11 protein-coding genes are annotated in these 15,086 nt (G+C 67.4%); 5 read left to right on the plus strand and 6 right to left on the minus strand.

The window, feature by feature from the left end:
- The first annotated feature begins 26 nt into the window (after positions 1–26).
- Positions 27–1,202: an LLM class flavin-dependent oxidoreductase gene (locus tag YM304_RS01725; protein ID WP_015439902.1), complete on the plus strand. Its 1,176-nt coding sequence runs from the start codon at positions 27–29 to the stop codon at positions 1,200–1,202.
- Between the two features lie 425 nt (positions 1,203–1,627).
- Here YM304_RS01725 and coaA read toward each other — a convergent pair whose 3' ends face one another.
- Positions 1,628–2,581: a type I pantothenate kinase gene (coaA, locus tag YM304_RS01730; RefSeq protein WP_015439903.1), complete on the minus strand. Its 954-nt coding sequence runs from the start codon at positions 2,579–2,581 to the stop codon at positions 1,628–1,630.
- Between the two features lie 108 nt (positions 2,582–2,689).
- On the opposite strand from coaA, the gene YM304_RS01735 reads away from it, so the two are divergent.
- Complete coding sequence (locus tag YM304_RS01735; RefSeq protein ID WP_015439904.1) at positions 2,690–4,078, plus strand: N-6 DNA methylase; 1,389 nt, start codon at positions 2,690–2,692, stop codon at positions 4,076–4,078.
- 101 nt (positions 4,079–4,179) lie between these two features.
- Positions 4,180–4,527 (plus strand): c-type cytochrome, encoded by a 348-nt coding sequence (locus tag YM304_RS01740; protein WP_162142015.1) that lies wholly within the window; start codon positions 4,180–4,182, stop codon positions 4,525–4,527.
- Between the two features lie 6 nt (positions 4,528–4,533).
- Here YM304_RS01740 and map read toward each other — a convergent pair whose 3' ends face one another.
- The 5 genes from map to topA form a co-directional block, all read right to left on the minus strand.
- The gene (gene map, locus YM304_RS01745) at positions 4,534–5,520 is read right to left on the minus strand and encodes a type I methionyl aminopeptidase (protein ID WP_015439906.1); all 987 of its coding nucleotides are present in this window, start codon (positions 5,518–5,520) and stop codon (positions 4,534–4,536) included.
- Between the two features lie 79 nt (positions 5,521–5,599).
- Positions 5,600–7,441 (minus strand): hypothetical protein, encoded by a 1,842-nt coding sequence (locus tag YM304_RS01750; RefSeq protein ID WP_154723267.1) that lies wholly within the window; start codon positions 7,439–7,441, stop codon positions 5,600–5,602.
- An 84-nt stretch (positions 7,442–7,525) separates the two neighbouring features.
- A complete protein-coding gene (locus YM304_RS01755) occupies positions 7,526–8,647 on the minus strand; it encodes a DNA polymerase III, delta' subunit (protein WP_015439908.1) in 1,122 nt (373 codons plus the stop codon).
- Positions 8,644–9,252, minus strand: coding sequence for a dTMP kinase (gene tmk, locus YM304_RS01760; RefSeq protein WP_015439909.1), 609 nt, complete (start codon positions 9,250–9,252; stop codon positions 8,644–8,646). The genes YM304_RS01755 and tmk overlap by 4 nt, the downstream gene beginning before the upstream one ends.
- Before the next feature lie 64 nt (positions 9,253–9,316).
- A complete protein-coding gene (gene topA, locus YM304_RS01765) occupies positions 9,317–12,112 on the minus strand; it encodes a type I DNA topoisomerase (RefSeq protein ID WP_015439910.1) in 2,796 nt (931 codons plus the stop codon).
- A gap of 213 nt (positions 12,113–12,325) precedes the next feature.
- Between topA and YM304_RS25005 the strand changes: the two genes are divergently transcribed.
- Positions 12,326–14,008 (plus strand): PQQ-binding-like beta-propeller repeat protein, encoded by a 1,683-nt coding sequence (locus YM304_RS25005; RefSeq protein ID WP_015439911.1) that lies wholly within the window; start codon positions 12,326–12,328, stop codon positions 14,006–14,008.
- Positions 14,005–15,072: a ribosome small subunit-dependent GTPase A gene (gene rsgA / locus YM304_RS01775; protein ID WP_015439912.1), complete on the plus strand. Its 1,068-nt coding sequence runs from the start codon at positions 14,005–14,007 to the stop codon at positions 15,070–15,072. Before YM304_RS25005 ends, rsgA begins: the two co-directional genes overlap by 4 nt.
- Positions 15,073–15,086 lie beyond the last annotated feature (14 nt).

Here is a 15,086-nt window from a genome sequence, read left to right on the forward strand (position 1 = left end):
CATCACACGACAGAGGAGACAGCACGATGAAGGTCGGAGTGACGATCTGGTTCCAGAACATGGCCGACATGCAGGAGCGAGCGATGGCCGGCGTGAAAGACCAGCCGATGCCACGCTCCGACTTCGACTGCCTCCAGGACGAGTTCGCCCTGTGCGACCTCGTCGAACCGCTCGGCTTCGACAAGCTCTGGACGATCGAGCACCACTGCAGTCCGTACGGGATGACGGTCACGCCAGCCCAGATCTTCTCCTACATGGCCGGGCGCACCAGTCGGATCGGCTTCGGCTCGATGGTGATGGTGCTGCCCTGGAACGACCCCATCCGCCTCGCCGGTGAGATCTCGATGCTCGACAACATGCTCGCCGGACGCGAGTTGTCGATCGGCGTGGGCCGCGGTGCGGCACCACAGGAGTTCGCCGCGTTCCGTACCGACTACGCGGAGTCCCGCGAACGCATGCTCGAGATCCTCGAAATCCTCCGTCTGGCGCTCAGTCGCGAGTTCTTCTCCTACGACGGACAGCACTACCAGATCCCCGAGACATCGATCCGTCCGCAGCCCTACACCGCCGACCTCACCCGCAACATGCTGATGGCGTGGAGCAGCCCCGAGACGCGCGACCTGGCCGCCCAATCCGGTTGTGCTCCACTTTTCAACAACTTCAGCAACTGGAACGGCGTGAAGACGTCCACCGACGAGTTCAACGCGGTCCGCCGGTCGCACGGTTGGGACGAGGTGGTCGGCACCGTTGCCGGGCCGATCTTCGTCTCGCGTGACAAGGAGAAGGTCGAGCAGGCTCGCGAGTGGGTCAAGATGACCTACGACACCAGCATCTGGCACTACGGCCTGTTCAACCAGCCGTCGATACGAGCGCTGCTCGAAGGCAAGGAAGGCGCGGAGCTCGAAGCGACCGTCGAAGCCATCCGCTCCGCTTCGCTCAACGTCGGTGCGTTCGGGACGCCCGAGGAGGTGCTCGAGACACTGCAGAGCGCCCAGGAGGCCACGGGATTCGGTGAGCTGATCTGCCAGATGAGCTACGGCATGATGCCCGTCGAGTGGGCGAAGGACAGCATGACCCTCTTCTCCGAAGAGGTGCTCCCGACACTCAAGGCCATCGAGACCGAGAACACCCATTCGACCCCGTTCGCTCAGGTCGAGGAGAGCCGCCGCAAAGCGTCCGCTCACCTCACGGCCACGGCGTAGCCGGCGAGATGATCGACTCGGTTCCGCTCGCCGGGGGTGACGCTCGGGGGTGTTGCGGCTGACGAGTGTTGCGACCGGCGCAGTGAGCGCCAGCGAGCAAGGCTGGTGTCGGTGCTCGCTGCAGTGGCGTGATGTCGGATGCGCTGGCAGGCGCCGACGAGCATCACGGTCGGATGCGCTGGCAGGCGCCGACGAGCATCACGGACCGGCGCAGTGAGCGCCAGCGAGCAAGGCTGGTGTCGGTGCTCGCAGCAGTGGCGTGTTGTCGGATGCCCTGGCGGGCGCCGACGAGCATCACGGTCGGATGCGCTGGCGGGCGCCGACGAGCATCACGGACCGGCGCAGTGAGCGCCAGCGAGCAAGGCTGGTGTCGGTGCTCGCAGCAGTGGCGTGTTGTCGGATGCCCTGGCGGGCACCGACGAGCATCACAGCCGGCGGAGTTGGACTCGGTCGATGCGGTGGTCGGCGTTCTTGCGGACGACGAGTGAGGCGCGGTCGCGGGTGGGGGCGATGTTCTCGACGAGGTTCTTGCCGTTGATGCTGTTCCAGATGCCGCGTGCGGTCTCGACGGCTTCGTCGTCGGAGAGGTCGGCGTAGAAGCGGAAGAAGCTGTTGGGGTCTTGGAACACCGATTCGCGGAGCGAGAGGAAGCGCTGGATGTACCAGTCTTCGATGTCGGTCTCGTCGGCGTCGATGTAGATCGAGAAGTCGAAGAAGTCGCTGACGAATTCGTTGGCGCCGTCGGTGCCGGTGGAGGGGCCGGTCTGGAGGACGTTGAGGCCTTCGAGGATGACGATGTCGGGTTGTTCGATGACGACGGATTCGCCCTCGACGATGTCGTAGACGATGTGGCTGTAGACGGGTGCTTCGACGCGTGCGCTGCCGCTCTTGATCTCGCGGAGCACGCGGATGAGCTCACGAGTGTCGTACGACTCGGGGAAGCCCTTGCGGTGCATGAGGCCGCGTTCTTCGAGCACCGAGTTGGGGTGGAGGAACCCGTCGGTCGTGATGAGGTCGACCTTGGGGTGGTCGGGCCAGTTGGCGAGCAGCGCTTGGAGGATGCGGGCGAAGGTGCTCTTGCCGACGGCGACCGATCCGGCGATGCCGATCACGTACGGCACCTTGGGAGCCATGGCACCGAGGAAGGTGGCGGTCACCTTGTGGAGGTCTTGGGTGGCGCTGACGTACAGGTTCAGCAGTCGGCTGAGTGGCAGATAGATGGCAGCGACCTCGTCCATGTCGATCTGCACGTTGATGCCGCGGAGCCGTTGGAGTTCGGGTTCGCGCAGCGTCATCGGTGTCGCTGCGCGCAGGACCGCCCAGTCGTCACGATCGAAGATGAGGTAGCGCGAGGTCTCACCCTTGGCAGCGCCGTTCACGGTGGCGACGCTAGACGGCAGGGCTGGCTCGGCCCGATTCGCGGGCGTCGGTGAGACATGTGTCCGGTCCGGGTTCCGCTGCGGGGAGCCGCCACGTAGGGTCCGATCGTGGCGATCAGCGAGCAGAAGCGTCGTGGTGCGTGGTACACCCCGGATGCGCTCGTCGAGCTCGTGGTCGATGCGGTGGTCGATCGAGCATTCGTCGACGGATGCGCGGAGCGTTCGGTTCGTGTGGTCGATCCAGCGTGTGGCGACGGTCGGTTCTTGGCGGCTGCGGCTGCTCGCGTCGAGGCGTTGGGTGGCCGGTCGGAGCTCGTCGGTGTCGACAGCGACGAGGGTGCGATCGAGGAGGCGCGGCGTGTGCTCGGGGGCGATGCGCGCTTGGTGCACGCCGACGCGTTGGGTGATCGTGGCCCGGCTGGTCTCGGGCCGTTCGACTTGGTGATCGGCAATCCGCCCTACCTGTCGCAGATGGCGTCGTCGACGACGCGCGGTCAGGCGAGTCGTCACGGCGGTGGACCGTATGCCGACGCTGCGGTGGAGTTCGTCGCGCTCGGTGCGGCGATCGTTCGCCCGGATGGTGGGCGGTTGGCGTATGTGCTCCCGCAGTCGATCCTGTCGGCTCGTGATGCGAAGCCGGTGCGTGAGCGGGTCGATGCGCGTGCGTCGATGTTCTGGTCGTCGTGGACGGGGGAGCGCGATTTCGAAGCGCAGGTGTTGACGTGCGCGTTGGCGTTCGAGTTCGGTCGTCCGGACGAGCGGGCCGGCTCGTCGTGGTCGCACGTGGTGACGGCGCGTGCCGGTGTGCCCCCGGTGCCTGATGCGATGTCGGTGTCGGTCGAGACGCTGGGTGATCGCGCCTGGCTGAACGCCAACTTCCGTGACGAGTACTACGGCATGATCCCGGCGGTCGGTGATCACGAGTCGGGACCGCCGCTCGTCACGAGCGGCCTGATCGACCCGGGTCGCTCGCTGTGGGGCGAGCGGCCGGTTCGTTTCGCGAAGCAGCGCTTCGACGCGCCGCGGATCGACGTGAGCGCGCTCGACGAGAGGATGCAGCGGTGGGCGAGCCGTCGGTTGGTGCCGAAGGTGTTGGTGGCGAATCAGACGCCGATCATCGAGGCGGTGTGCGATGCCGAGGGTGCGTGGTTGCCGGGGGTGCCGGTCGTGTCGGTGTATCCGGAGCACGCCGATGCCGAGACGGCGTGGCAGATCGCCGCGGTGTTGACGTCGCCGGCGGCGTCGGCGTGGGCGTGGCACGAGCGTGGCGGTTCGGGTCTGTCGGCCAACACGATTCGCGTGGGGCCGGTGATGCTCGCGGCGCTGCCGTGGCCATCGGGTGGTCTCGACGCCGCCGTCGCAGCACTTCGCGCCGGCGATGTCGTGGCGTGCGGGCGTCTGATCGGCGAGGCGTACGGCGTCGGCGCCGAGGAGGCGGCCGAACTCGACGCCTGGTGGCTGCCGATCGTGCAGCGGATCGACGAACGGTCGAGGTGAGACGTCGGTCCGTTGCCGTTGTGAGCTGATCGGTCGCTGCGAGACTGAGGGTGATGATGAGTCAGCGTGTTGCCCGGTATTCGCTCTCGACGCTCCTCACGGTGGCAATCGCTGTGGGAGCCGCAGCGTGCGGTGGTGACGGCGACAGTGGCCTGTCGGAGCAGGCTGCCAAGGGCAAGGAGATCGCGGCGAGCAACGGCTGTGCGTCGTGCCACGGGTCCGATGGCCGTGGCGGGGTCGGCCCCACGTGGATCGGTCTCGCCGGTTCGGAGGTCGAACTCGACGACGGCACCACGGTGACCGCCGACGACGCGTATCTGCTGCGGGCCATCCTCGACCCGGCTGCCGAGGAGGTGCCGGGTTATGCGGTCAACATGCCCGAGAACGGGCTGAGTGAAGAGCAGGCGCTCGACATCGTCGCCTACATCAAAGAACTCGTCGCCGAGTAGCCGTTCTCAGCGTTTCCAGGGGGCGACGGGGCTGACGGCGCCTTCGCCACCGGTGAGCACCTCGGGTTCGTCGTCGGTGACGAGGAGAGTGTGCTCGAACTGTGCCGTGCGGCGGCCGTCGGAGGTGACGGCGGTCCAGTCGTCGTCCCAGATCTTGAAGTTGATCGTGCCGAGGGTGATCATCGGTTCGATCGTGAAGGTCATGCCGGGACGCATGATGACGCTGGATCGGCTGTCGTAGTAGTGCAGCACCTGGATGTCGGTGTGGAACTGTTCGCCGATGCCGTGGCCGACGAAGGCTTTGACGACGCCGTAGCGGTAGGGCTTCACGTGGTCTTCGATCGCGCGACCGATGTCGGAGAGCGGGCGTCCGGCGCGGGCAGCCTCGATGCCCTTCCACATGGCGCCTTCGGTCACCTCGACCAGTTGCTTGCTCTCGGGGTCGACGTCGCCGACGTAGAACGTGGCGTTGGTGTCGCCGTGGACGCCGCCGATCCATCCGGTCACGTCGATGTTGCAGATGTCGCCGTCTTGCAGTGGGCGCGAGTCGGGGATGCCGTGGCAGATGACTTCGTTGATCGACGTGCAGCAGGCCTTTGGGTAGCCGTGGTAGTTGATCGTCGACGGGTAGGCGCCGAGTTCGATGAAGCGTTCGTGGACGAAGATGTCGATCTCTTCGGTGGTGACACCGGGGGCGACCATGGCGCCGGCTTCGGCGAGCACCGTGGAGGCGATCTTGCCGGAGTGGCGCATCGCCTCGATGATCTCGGGGCTCTTGACGCGGTCTTCCTGCCAGGGCTCGTACTCGCCGGTGTCGGCGTACGGCGGCCGTGCGATGTGGTCGGGTACGGAGCGCATGGGTGAGACGACACCCTGCAGCACGCGGCCTTCGAGCTTGCGGTGGCAGCGCTTGTACTTGCGGCCGCTCCCGCACCAGCACGCGTCGTTGGCCTTCGGGAGTACCGCAGGTTCCGCAGCGACGAGATCGGTCATGCGGTCAAGGTTAGACCGCGATCCGGGTGCCTCCGACGTCGCCGCTGATCCTGCCGCTGCGGTCACCGGGCGGCGCGCGTCACTCGGTGAACGAGATCGACCAGCTGTCGACGCGTGCGTCGCGGTCGCCGCCTCGTGCGTCGCATGCCGTGGCGCCGACGCTGAACACGACGCGGACACGGCATCGGAGTTCGACCTCCATCCGGTAGTAGGTGTCGGTGTCGAGGGTGGGGAGGGTGAAGGTTCGTTGGTCGTCGCCGGCGATCTTCAGGACTTCCAACGCCTTGAGGCCCGAGCCGATGCCGTCGTCGGCGAACACGTGCTCCCAGATGGTCGTGTTGGCCGACGATCCGCTGAGCGGGATGAGGCGGACGGCGAGGTACATCTCTGCCGAGGCGGAGGCGCCCACGAACGATGTCATCGTGCCCCACCAGTCGAGGTCGATCGAGAAGTCGCCGTTGGCGGTGTACGGGTAGAAGTCGGCGCGGAGTTTCGCCCAGGCCCGGAAGTCCTGGGCGGTCGCGAACGCCGAGGCGCCGGCGTCGACTTGGAGTCGGCGCGTGTCGGTGTTCCACGTGTACGAGCCTCCGCTCGTGAGGCCGTTGTCTTCGACGTGGCCGGTTCCGCTGAGGGTGACCCGATTCCGGTCGGTCAGGTCCATGATTCGAGGGGCAGGCGGCTCGGAGAGATACCAGCCGGCGACATCGGCGGTCAGGTGCGTGGTCCCCCGGCGGTTGTAGATGGTGAGCTTGCCGTCGTCGCCGAGCTTGAGCACGGCGAGGTTCGGGGTGTTCTGGCCCGGTTCGGTGTTGAGCGACGCAGCGAGGGGTCGTGTCGTGCCGGTCGGCCAGGCGGAGAGGTACGACGGTTCGGTCGAGGCGATCGAGGTGATGTTGACGACGACCGACGACGCGTTGGCGGGGATCGGTCCGACGCCGGCGATCTGCACGTCGATCTTGGCGTCGGCACCGAGCGGTTCGGGGTCGGCGCCGAGCCCCTCCCTCGTGTCGAGCACGCGGTGTGGGCTGGCAGGGACGAACTCGCTGGAGTTCTCGAAGTAGCCCATCACGTCGGCGGTGAGGTGCGTCTGTCCGGCGCTGACGTACATGTCGATCTGACCGTCGGTGCCGAGTCGGGCGATCGCCAGGTTGGGGGTGTTCTGGCCGGGTTCGGTGTTGAGCGTGGCGGCGAGGGGACGTTCCGACCCGGTCGGGAACACGGTCACGTACGCCGGTGCGGTCGCCTGGATCGACGTCACGTTGACGACGACGGCCGAGGCGGTGGTCGGGACGCCGGCGGTCCCGGTCACCTGCAGGGTGATGGTCGAGTCGCCGTTCACCGGGCCGTCGGTGCCGCCCGTGCCGTCTCTGGTGTCGAGGAGGCGAGCGGGAGCAGTCGGGGTGAGTTCGCTCGAGCCGGTGAAGTAGCCGGTCACGTCGCCGACGAGGTGGGTGGACCCGGCGCTGTTGTACAGGTTGATCGACCCGTTGCCGAGTCCGATGATGACGAGGTTCGGCGTGTCCTGGCCGGGGTCGAGGTTGAGGCTGGCGGTGAGCGGCCGGGGTTCGCCGGTCGGCCATGCGGTGACGTAGCCCGGAAGGGTGGCCTTGGTCGACGTGATGTTGATCACGACCGCTGTCGCGTTGTTCGGGATGTCACCCTCGCCGGCGAGGTCGAGGGTGATGGTCTCGTCGTCGCGCAGCGCTCCCATCCGTCCGCCGGTGCCGTCTCGGGTGTCGAGCATGCGAGCCGGCGTGATGGCGGTGAAGTCGTCGGCGGCCGCCTCGGCGACGTCGGCTGCGGGCTGCACCGCCACGACGATGCCGGCGAGTGCCGTGGCGAGAGCGAGGTACACCGACGTCGCTCGCCGACGGAGCGTGGTGCGGTGCGGGCAGGTGGTGCGGGGCGATCGGAGACTCATGGTCTCCATCGAAGAGGATCGGCGCTCGCCCGGCGATCGTGTGAGTGGGTGTGTTCGTGGGGAAGCAGGCACCCCCACGGTCGGTCAGACCGCGGACGGGAGCGACCAGAGCAGGTTCTCGAGGAGCAGCTTCTCGTTCGGGTTGCGTTCGAGTGATTCGAGCGCGTCGTGGATCGCGTGAACGGCTCCCGCCGCGGCATCGATGTTGCGGGCGGTGCCCTGCGTGAGGCTGTCTCGGTAGGTCTGGGCCATGGTGGTGAGGCCGGCGCGGAGTTCGTCGGTGCGCGCTCGCCGCACTTCGCGCTTGTGGCGGTCTTCGAGTTGCTTCTTGCCGCTGCCGCGCTCGCCGAACTCCTTGATGCGAGCGTCGAGTTCGGCGATTTCGTTCTCGTGGCGCGCCTTGATCGCGTCGGCCGAGGCGTCGATCGCGGCGAGGAGTTCGCCGGCGAGTCGCATCGCCACCGTGCCGCTGCCGTCGAGTTGCCCGGCGATGCTCAGGAACAGTTTGCGGCGCTCGGCGAGGGTGGGGTCGGTCGCCAGGAGCCGTGCTCGGTCGAGGTCGCCGAGCGAGGCCTTCGATGCGGCCTGGGCCTCGACGGGGCCGATGCCTTCGGTGAGCAGGCGGGCGGCGATGACGTCGGCGCTGATCGCCCGGAAGTCGACCCGGGTGCAGCGCGACGAGATCGTGATCAGGTCGTGCGGGACGAACTCGCAGAGGATGATGAACGTCGTGGAGTCGGGCGGCTCCTCGATCGTCTTGAGCATGAGCCCGGCACCCGTCGGATTGAGCAGGTGGAACTCGTCGAGGATCAAGACCTTGCGGCTGCTCTCGGACGGGGCCATCGCCGCGACGCGGACGATCTCGCGAGCCTGGTCGAACGAGATCGACGCGCCGCTTCGCTGCACTTCCGTGATGTCGGGGTGCACGCCTTCGAGCGCGAGGCGGGCATCGCGCTGGTCGCGGTCTTCGCTGCCCGAGATGATGCGCCCAGCGAACGCCCGAGCGGCTTCGAACTTGGTGCAGCCGGCCGGGCCGACGAAGAGGTAGGCGTGCGCGGCGCCGCGGTCGAGTGCGGCCCGGAGCTGCCCGATGGCGTGGCTCTGGCCGACGACGTCGTTCCAGATCGTGCCGGGCTGGCTGCTCGGCGTCGACACGTCGATCCCGGCGTCGGGGTCGAGCATGTCGCCGGCGTCGACGTCGTTCATCGTTCGCTCCACTCGGCGATGGAGTCGTAGATCGATTGGGCGACCTGTGCGATCGAGCCGACCGCTTGGACGCTGATCCAGCGGTCGGGGTCGGCGGCCGCCATCGTGCGGAACCCGTCGATGACGCGATCGTGGAAGTCGTCGCCGGCGGCTTCGAATCGGTCGAGGTTGCGAGTCGACATGCGTTCGGCGATCACGTCGTCGGGCGTGTCGATGAACACCACCAGGTCGGGCCACAGCCCACCGGTCGCCCAGTCGTTGATCTGCCGGAGTTGGTCGACGTCGAGGCGTCGCCCGTAGCCCTGGTAGGCCAGCGTCGAGTAGACCGAACGGTCGCTGACCACGGTGCGCCCGGCGTCGAGCGCGGGCCGCACGACCTGGTCGAGGTGCTGTGCCCGGTCGGCAGCGGCGATCAGCGCCTCGGCGCGAGGCGCCATGTCGTGGATCGACGTGTCGTGCAGGATCTCGCGGAGCCGTGCACCGATGTCGGTCCCGCCGGTCTCTCGCGTGAGCACGGCATCGATCGCCGACGCATATCGCGCAGCCTGCGTCGACTTGCCACACCCTTCCGCGCCCTCGAAGGCGATGTATCGAGGTCCGGTCATCGTGGGCGAGTCTAGAGACAAGTCGCTACGGCCCAAGGGTGCGCGCTGCGACGCACCGGAGCGATCAGTCGTTGAGGTCGACGACAACGACCCCGTCGTCGCCTCCGGCAGTCGATTTCTTGGCGGCGGACTTCTTCGCTGCCGCCTTCTTCTTCGCCGGGGCCTTCTTCTTCGCAGCCTTCTTCTTGGCGGCGGACTTCTTGGCCGCAGCCTTCTTCTTGGCAGCTGCCTTCTTCTTCGTGGCCTTGGCCTTCTTGCCCGGGGTGCCGCCCTTGGCGATGATCGCCTCACGCCGGATCGCGAGCAGTTCGAAGGCACGCTCGGGAGTGATCTCCTCGAGACGGTCGCCCTTGCCGAGCGACGCGTTGGTCTCGCCGTCGGTGACGTACACGCCGAATCGTCCGTCCTTGGCGGTGACGTTCTTCTCGCTGACCGGGTCGGTGCCGAACTCCTTCAGCGGGCCCTTCGCGGCCATGTTGCGGTTGCCCCGCTTGTACACCTTGGGCTCGCTGTAGATCTTGAGCGCCTGTTCGAGCGTGATCTCGAAGATCTGGTCTTCGGAGTCGATGTTGCGGTAGTCCTTTTCCTTCTGCACGTACGGTCCGTAGCGGCCGTTGTTCGCGTAGATGGGTGTGCCGTCCTCCGGGTCGTCGCCGAGGTGGCGCGGCAGCGAGATGAGCTTCTCGGCCTGCTCGAGCGTGATCTCTTCGAGCGTCATGTTGCTGAAGAGACTCGACATCTTCGGCTTCTCGAGCCCGGGAGGCGGGTTGTCGTGGTCGCCCCACTGGACGTACGGGCCGTAGCGGCCGTTCTTCGCGTAGACGGGCAGGCCGTCGAGTTCGCCGATCGGCTCGTCGCCCTTGGGTGCGGCCAACAGTTCGATGGCCTTGGCGACCGTGAGCTCGTCGGGCGGGAGGTTGTCGGGCAGGCCGGCGGTGTCTTCGCCGCGCTTGACATAGGGGCCGTAGCGGCCCGGCTTGACGACGATGAGTTCGCCGTTCTCGTCGTTGCCGAGCGGGAACGTGTTGATCTCGGCGGCGTCGATGTGGTCGAGGTTCTCTTCGACCAGGCGCTTGAGGCCGAGCAGCGCGTCGTCGGCCGAACCCGCTTCGGCCGTGATCGCCGGAACATCGTGGTCGTCGGTCTGGCCGAAGTAGAACCGCGTGAGCCACTGATCTTTCTGCCGCTCGCCTCGCGAGATGGCGTCGAGGTCGTTCTCGGTCGACGCGGTGAAGTCGTAGTCGACGAGCGCGTCGAAGTGCTCCTCGAGCAGGCGGATGACGGCGAACGCGGTCCAGGTCGGAACGAGCGCTTGGCCCTTCTTCCACACGTAGCCACGGTCTTGCACCGTCTGGATGATCGAGGCCCAGGTGGACGGGCGGCCGATCTCGAGTTCTTCGAGCCGCTTCACCAGCGAGGCTTCGGTGAACCGGGCGGGCGGTGTGGTCGTGTGGCCGTTGGGTGTGACCGAGGCGACGGGGACGATGTCGCCGACCTTGAGTTCGGGAAGCAGCGCTTCCTTGTCGGCTGCGTCGTCGCCGCGCTCTTCCTTCGACGCCACGTACACGGCGCGGTAGCCGGGGAACGTGATCGTGGTGCCCGATGCCGAGAACTCGCACTCGACGATCTCGCCGGTGGTGCGGTCGGTGGCGGGGGCGGTGAGCCGGACGCTGACCGTGACGCCGGTGGCGTCGGCCATCTGCGACGCGAGGGTGCGCTGCCAGATGAGGCGGTAGAGCGAGAGTTCCTGGCTGTTGAGCTCGGCCGACACGGCGTCGGGCGAGCGGTACGGCGTGGTCGGGCGGATCGCTTCGTGAGCGTCTTGGCCCTTCGACTTCTTCTTGTACTGCTTCGGCGCGGCGTTGAGGTACTTCGATCCGTACTCCTTGGTGACCGCGTCACGCGTCGCCGCCATGGCTTCGTCGGAGAGGATGACGTCGTCGGTACGCATGTAGGTGATGAACCCACGCTCGTACAGGCCCTGAGCGACACGCATCACCTGCGACGACGACAGACGCAGTTTGCGGCCGCCTTCCTGTTGCAGCGTCGAGGTCATGAACGGGGCCTTCGGCGACGACTTGTACGGCTTGTCTTCGACCGACTTCACGGTGAAGTCGGACTCGGCGAGGCTCTCGGCCAGGCCGGTCGCACGAGCTTCGTCGAGCGCGGTGACCTTGTCGCTGACGTTGCCGCGATTGTCGAAGTCTTTGCCGCCCGCGACTCGCGCTCCGGCGACGGCGTGGAGCTTCGCGTCGAACTCGGGGTCGGTCGCGGTGACGACGTCGATGTCCCAGTAGTCGGCGGTGATGTAGGCGATGCGCTCGCGCTCGCGTTCGACGATGAGTCGGACGGTCGGGCTCTGCACGCGGCCGGCCGAGAGGCCGCGGTTGACGCGACGCCACAGCACCGGCGACACCTCGTACCCGTACAGGCGGTCGAGGATGCGGCGGGTCTCGGCGGCGTCGACCATGCCGTAGTCGATGCCGCGCGGGTTGTCGACGGCGTGGTCGATCGCGGCTTTGGTGATCTCGTGGAACACCATCCGCTTCACCGGGACCTTCGGCTTCAGGTACTCGAGCAGGTGCCACGAGATGGCCTCCCCCTCGCGGTCTTCATCGGTTGCGAGATAGAGCTCCGAAGCGTCTTTGAGCGCCGCTTTGAGTTCTTTGACGACGGTCTTGCCGCGTTCGGTGAGCTCGTAGGTGGGCTTGAAGCCGTTCTCGGTGTCGATGTTCAGACCCTTCGACGGCAGGTCGGCCACGTGCCCCACCGAGGCGCGCACGTCGTAGTCACTGCCGAGAAACTTCGAGAGGGTTTTCGCCTTGGCAGGCGACTCGACGACGACGAGTGGCTTTGACATCTGTGTCTTTCGCTGGGTGGTCCGAAGATGGTGTGCGGGTGGTGGGAGGGTGGTCTGAAGTTCGTGTGCAGGTGCTCTGGGGCGCCCGACGGGGTGTCACCGGCGGGCCTCGAGATGTGTTGGTCCTGAGCAGAGTGTGCCGGATCGCGCACGTTTCCACATGTCATAGGCCCGCGAGACGGTCGACACAGCGTCCGCCTAGGGTCGCGAATCGTGCCCTCCGACCCCGACGCGATCTGGAAGCGTGGCTACGACGGTCCCGCTCCCACGTCGCCGGGGCCGGTCGAGATCGAACCGTCTCCGTCGGAGTCGGCAGGGCGGCCGGAGTCAGCAGGGAGATCGGCGTCACCTGCCTCGTCGGCGCAGCAGCGCACCGGCAGGAGGCGGCGAGTTGCGATGGGCGGCGCGTTGTTGACGGTGATCGCCGTGGCAGCGGTCGCCGTGTGGATTCGCAGCGGCGACGATGCCGAGGTCGCGGCGCCGTCGCCGACAGCGGTGAGCCCGACGACCGATCCGTCACCGTTGGCACCACCGGTCGATGAACCGGACGAACTCGACCCTGTGGTCGCGGCTGCGCTGCCGTCGCCGCTCGATGTGGTGGCGCCGACAGGAGAACCGTTCGCCGGTGCCGAGCCGCGCCGTCTTCCCGAACGGGTCGACGAACTGTGGCGATATCGGATCGACACGGTCGACGGCGACGCCGATCGGCCGGCGGGAACGGCTGCCCAGGTCGAGGTGATCGATTCTCGATACGTGGCGGTCATCGCTGGTGCTGCGCTCGGCACCGAGCGCAGCACGCTCTCGCTGCTCGATGCCTCGAACGGGGAAGAGCAGTGGACGATCGAGCTGTCCCTCGGCCACGAATCGTTCGATGTCATCGGCGCGACCGATTCGACGCTGCTGGTCGGATCGTTGCTCGCCACGCGTCCGGTCGTCGGCTTCGACCTCGACACCGGGGTAGAGCGCTGGACGATGATCGAAAGCAACGAGCAACTCGAGGCCCACGGCGGGTCGTCGGGATTCGAACTGCTGCGCGGCACGCCGTTCCTCGCGCGTCGCCCGACCGTCGCGACCAACCCGACGCTGCTGTTCGACCCCGAGACCGGAGTCGAGGTCGGACGACTCGACGGCGAGATCATCGGCACCGACCACCTCGGCACCTACTACGTCGATGTCGACGACGCGATCGCGGTGTACGACCTGTCGGAGGAGTTCGGTCCGATGCGACTCGCCAGCGTGGCCGCGGCCGACCCGGGCGACCTCGTCTCGGTGGTCGACGGCAAGGTCGTGATCGTCGCCAACAGGCAGAACGGGCGACCAGGCGGGGTCTTTGTCGGGATCGACCCCAACGGATCGTTCGTCGGTGCGTTCGACCTCGCCGAGCGATTCGGCGCCGAACCAGGAGTCGCTCGCCTGCCGGGGGTGATCGCGAACATCGCGCCGATGATCGGACCGACGATGATCGTGTCGGGGTCGGGGCAGATGACCGGCGCCGAACTCGACGGCGACGAGATCCGCCCGGCGTGGCAGCGCGACGGCATCGTTTCCCGGACCGTGCAGACCGAACGCGGAACCCTGATCCTCGCGTCGCAGAACGGCGGGGCGACGCAGGCGCTCGTCGACGGCCGAACCGGTGCGACGGTCACGGTGCTCACCATGACCCCCGGCGTGCTCGACAGCCTCGAATTCGCAGGCAACGGCGTACTGACACGACGCACCTCCGGCGACGGGAATCGGGTGGCCGCAATCGACCTCGACGGCAATGAGATCTGGTCGCTGCCGGGTTCGGCACCGGTCGCGCTCGGCGATGGCGTCGTTGCCCGACTCGAGACCTCCACCGACGAGGCGGTGGTCGTGGGGTACGGATCAGACCGCAGCGCTACGGTCGCGTCGTGACCGAAACACCGACATCGCTCGATCGGCTGGGCTGGTCGGACGCGTTCGCCTCGGCATGGCACGAACTCGGAGAGCCGGGTGAGCCCGCACGGGTCACCCGTCTCGATCGCGGGTGGAGCACCGCGGCCCGTTCGCTCGAACAGGCGCTCGGAACCGCCGAGCCGGTGCGACTCCGCAACATCGGCGCCGATGTCGCGGTCGGCGACTGGATCATCCCGAGTGACGACGGCGAACGTGTCGAGCACGTGCTCGAACGCACCTCGGCGTTCACGCGGCGGGCCTCGTTCGACGGCATGCGCGCCGTGTCGCACACGCTCGCCGCCAACATCGACGTCGTCTTCCTCGTGCACGCGCTCGGCTCGCCGCCGAGCCCACGGCGGCTCGAACGCGAGTTGGTGCTGGCGTTCGACTCCGGTGCCGAGCCGGTCGTGATCCTCACCAAGACCGACCTCGTCGACGATCCCGAACCCGCTCGGGCGGCGTTGGCCGAGGTGGCGTTGGGGGTGCCGGTGCTCCTGGCGAGCGGCATCTCGGGCGAGGGCATCGACGCCGTGCGGAGCTACGCCGACGGCAACCGGACCCTCGCGTTTCTCGGCGCGAGCGGTGTCGGCAAGTCGACGTTGGTCAATGGGCTCGTCGGCAGCGAACTGCTCGCCACCTCGGCGGTGCGCGACGGCGACCAGCGCGGTCGCCACACCACGGTCGCGGCCGAGTTGGTCGCGCTCGACGGTGAAGGGTGGGTGATCGACACGCCGGGCGTCCGAGCGGTCAGCCTGTGGCTGTCGGGCGACGGCATCGAGCGAGCGTTCGCCGATGTGTTCGACCTGATGGATGGCTGTCGCTTCCGTGACTGCAAGCACGATCAAGAACCCGGCTGCGCGGTGCAGGCAGCCATCGCGTCGGGTGACCTCGACCCGGTCCGCCTCGATGCGCTCGAGAAACTGATCGAGGAGGAGGCGGCGCTCGAAGAGGAGCAGCGCGCTCGCGAGAAGGCAGCCGATCGACGAGTCGGTGGCAAGACCCGCCCGCCCGAGGCGTCGGAGTACGACGGAATGCGTGACTGACTTCCGGGCCTGAA

Origin of the sequence: Ilumatobacter coccineus YM16-304 (assembly GCF_000348785.1) — a bacterium.
Taxonomy (GTDB): domain Bacteria; phylum Actinomycetota; class Acidimicrobiia; order Acidimicrobiales; family Ilumatobacteraceae; genus Ilumatobacter_A; species Ilumatobacter_A coccineus.

What these genes read in the sequence shown, in the direction of transcription:
- topA (WP_015439910.1), bottom strand. Translation starts at nt 12,112, where the DNA reads ATGTCAAAGCCACTCGTCGTCGTCGAGTCGCCTGCCAAGGCGAAAACC.
- tmk (WP_015439909.1), bottom strand. Translation starts at nt 9,252, where the DNA reads ATGACCGGACCTCGATACATCGCCTTCGAGGGCGCGGAAGGGTGTGGC.
- YM304_RS01755 (WP_015439908.1), bottom strand. Translation starts at nt 8,647, where the DNA reads ATGAACGACGTCGACGCCGGCGACATGCTCGACCCCGACGCCGGGATC.
- YM304_RS01725 (WP_015439902.1), top strand. Translation starts at nt 27, where the DNA reads ATGAAGGTCGGAGTGACGATCTGGTTCCAGAACATGGCCGACATGCAG.
- YM304_RS01750 (WP_154723267.1), bottom strand. Translation starts at nt 7,441, where the DNA reads ATGAGTCTCCGATCGCCCCGCACCACCTGCCCGCACCGCACCACGCTC.
- map (WP_015439906.1), bottom strand. Translation starts at nt 5,520, where the DNA reads ATGACCGATCTCGTCGCTGCGGAACCTGCGGTACTCCCGAAGGCCAAC.